The following is a 3020-nucleotide window of genomic DNA, read 5'->3' as shown; positions in this document are numbered from 1 at the left end:
GAGATGCTGCAGGACCTGATTGTTGCTGCGACTAATGAGGCGCTGAAGAAGGGCCGTGACATGCTCGCAGATGAAATGAAGTCAATGACCGGCGGACTCGGTATGAATATCCCCGGGCTGATGTAATATGAATAGCGTCAGTTCCTTTAACAGGCTTCTTGAAGAACTTAAGAAACTTCCCGGCGTAGGCCAGAAGACGGCACAAAGGTTTGCCTTTTTTCTATTGAAGATGCCGCCTGCTGAGGCAAAGGCGATAGGGCAGGCGATCATTGATATTAAAGATAAAAGCCGGTTTTGTTCTGTTTGCAACAACATTACGGAAGATGACCCGTGCAGTATATGCCGTGATGTTAAGAGGGATAGAAGCAAGATCCTTGTTGTAAAAGAACCGAGTACGCTTTATACTATAGAGAGGACAGGGGGCTACAAGGGACTTTATCATGTAATGATGGGTGCCCTGTCACCCCTTGATGGTATTGCACCAGAAGATATAAAAATTGATGGGCTGTTGAAAAGGGTGGAGAATAATGGTGTTGAAGAGCTTATTCTTGCTATGGACCCTGACATGGCAGGCGAGGCGACCGCTATGTACCTGACCAGGCTTATTAAACCTATGGGCATTCACGTTACCCGCATAGCATATGGTATTCCTGTTGGCAGTGACATCGAATATGCTGATGAACTTACCCTTGTCAAATCATTAGAAGGACGGAGAGATATATAACAGGTTTTTTTGCAGGGGGGATTATGGTCACTAACAAGCGAAGACATAAAAGGGTAAGTTTCATAAAAGAGATAGACATCAAGTGTCCGCATGATGAGATCATAAGTGCCATAGTTGTTAATATCAGCCGCAGCGGGCTTGCTACATATTGCAATAAACGACCGGAGGTCGGGTGTGAGGTAGCTGTTAACCTCCAGTTTGCTGATGAATATAAAGTTGACAGGGCAGAGGTAGTGATAGGGAAGGTCTGCTGGGTAAAATCGCTTGAAGACTTCTACGCTGCCGGGATACAATTTGAGTCTTTGAACGAACACAAACATTTTATGACACTCGCCTATCTGGATTATGCAGAGGGTTTTGAACAGCCGTATATATCCGAATAACGGCTTTTAATCCGAAATAGCCATTCAAATCCCCCCTGACCCCCCTTTTCTAAAGGGGGGTAACTAATTTCCCCCTTTGGAAAAGGGGGAGTAATGGGGATTATTTTCATGCCCTTTGTGAGCACGAAGGGCTCATGACAGTTAATACGAAACTAATTTTTCAAATCATCATTGTCCCGGCTTGCATATGCGCCTTATCCGACGGGCCTCTGCATTAATCCCTTACGACGCCAACTCCTCCAAGCCTCTCTGTCCTGTAAGCTTTAACCATGTATTTAGAGTATTGATTATCAACTGCATCTGCAGGGACATTCAACCGATGAGTATACTATGGGGGAGAGGGTACTGATAATGAACACTCTATTGAGGAGTTTTGTGTGGTGTCGGGACATATTCCTGCTTTGCCACAGAGGCATATTTATCTGTCTCGTCCTGATCTGTTTATTTCTGTCATTTAGCACAAAAAACAGTCTTGCCGTCCCTGCTGCGCCCAATGAATCTGTGATAGAAGGCACTGTGGAGGAATATTCCATAGTATCTTCTGAACTTCTGAATATTGTGCCGGAACAGACGCTTTACAGAATAACTATTTTAATTGAATCTTACGAGAATTTTGAAACTAAGGCGGACTTCTTGAGTGATAAAAAAGGCAAGACTGTCCTGTTTTATTCTAAAGAGAAAATATCCCCTGATATATTTGATAAAAGGGTTAGGGTAAAGGTTAGATTTTCTGGTGATGAACTTGGGGGACTGTTTTGGATAAAAGAGATTAACCTGATCCCCGACAAATAAAGCAGATAGATAAATGATTAAAAAGTTTATTATTCATTGTCTTTCGTTGTCAGTCTTAAGTCTATGGATGCCGGGTGTGTCGTTTGCTGTACCAGCATCTCCACAAATCTCTGAGGTTGTCCAGCCTGATGGAACGGTTATTAAAGTAAAGATTAAGGGGGACGAATGGAACCACCGGATAGAAACGGTTGAAGGTTATGTCGTCAACAGAGCTAAAAGCGGTAAGTGGCATTATATCTCCCGCTATGAGGGCGATACCCCGATTCTCAGCGATACGCTTGCTAACGAATTACCCAAACCTGATTTTCAAAGACATATACGGCCCAGTCCAAATTTCAGAAAGGCCAATCCAAATTCAGGGTTAACTCAATCACCTGCAGTCAATGCTCTCAGCACCCCTTCGGCAGCCCCTTTTGGGACTTTCAATGGGAAGATACTGTTCATATTAGCTGAATTTACAGACAGGGAGGGGACCTATTCGGAAACCAGCTTTGCTTCATTATTGAGCAACAAGATAAATGACTATTTCAAGAAGGCCTCTTACGGAAAGGTTAATTTGCAGCCTGCAAATGAGTCTTTCGGCACATTAAATAATGGCGTTATTGGATGGGTAAACCTGGGATATGCCCACCCGGATACAGGTGGCAATATAGGCAATCAGAACCAGAAGATAACAAAGGATGCTGTTGCCGCAGCAGATCCTTATATTAACTATGCGTCATTTGATATTAATGGTGACGGATACGTTGATTCAAATGAACTGGCTATTGTAGTTATTGTTGCCGGTTATGAGAGATCATACAGTGCCAATTATACCCCTTCAGTATGGGGGCATAAATGGTCTGTTACAAGTCCTCCTAAATTAGACGGTGTAATTGTTGGGGCTGATCACAACGGGGCTGGTGGATATGCTCAATTTGGAGAAATCCACAGGGGTTCATCCTCCGATGCACATCAGGCAACAATGGGCATTATGGTGCATGAAATGGGACACCTTATTTTTGCACTCCCTGATCTTTATGATACTGATTATTCATCAGAGGGGATAGGTTACTTCAGTGTCATGGCTGCCGGATCCTGGGGGAAATCTGCTTCAAATAGTTACTGGGGAGAGTCTCCGG

General features: G+C 43.7%; 5 protein-coding genes. All 5 read left to right on the top strand.

Features of this window, described 5'->3' with window-relative positions; all coding sequences use genetic code 11:
* A partial coding sequence (locus tag IT392_06305) for a YbaB/EbfC family nucleoid-associated protein (GenBank protein ID MCC6544104.1) occupies positions 1-126 on the top strand: 126 nt, incomplete at its 5' end.
* 1 nt (position 127) lies between these two features.
* Positions 128-724, top strand: a complete 597-nt coding sequence (gene recR / locus IT392_06300; protein ID MCC6544103.1) for a recombination protein RecR — start codon at positions 128-130, stop codon at positions 722-724.
* A gap of 23 nt (positions 725-747) precedes the next feature.
* Positions 748-1107, top strand: a complete 360-nt coding sequence (locus IT392_06295; GenBank protein ID MCC6544102.1) for a PilZ domain-containing protein — start codon at positions 748-750, stop codon at positions 1105-1107.
* A 351-nt stretch (positions 1108-1458) separates the two neighbouring features.
* A complete protein-coding gene (locus IT392_06290; GenBank protein MCC6544101.1) occupies positions 1459-1899 on the top strand; it encodes a hypothetical protein in 441 nt (146 codons plus the stop codon).
* Between the two features lie 13 nt (positions 1900-1912).
* Positions 1913-3020, top strand: a 1108-nt coding sequence (locus IT392_06285; GenBank protein ID MCC6544100.1) for a M6 family metalloprotease domain-containing protein, incomplete at its 3' end; no start/stop codon positions are given.

It is taken from the genome of Nitrospirota bacterium (assembly GCA_020846775.1).
GTDB lineage: Bacteria > Nitrospirota > 9FT-COMBO-42-15 > HDB-SIOI813 > HDB-SIOI813 > RBG-16-43-11.
The sequence above is the reverse complement of the archived record's forward strand: the minus strand, read 5'-3'. Positions and strand labels throughout refer to the sequence as shown.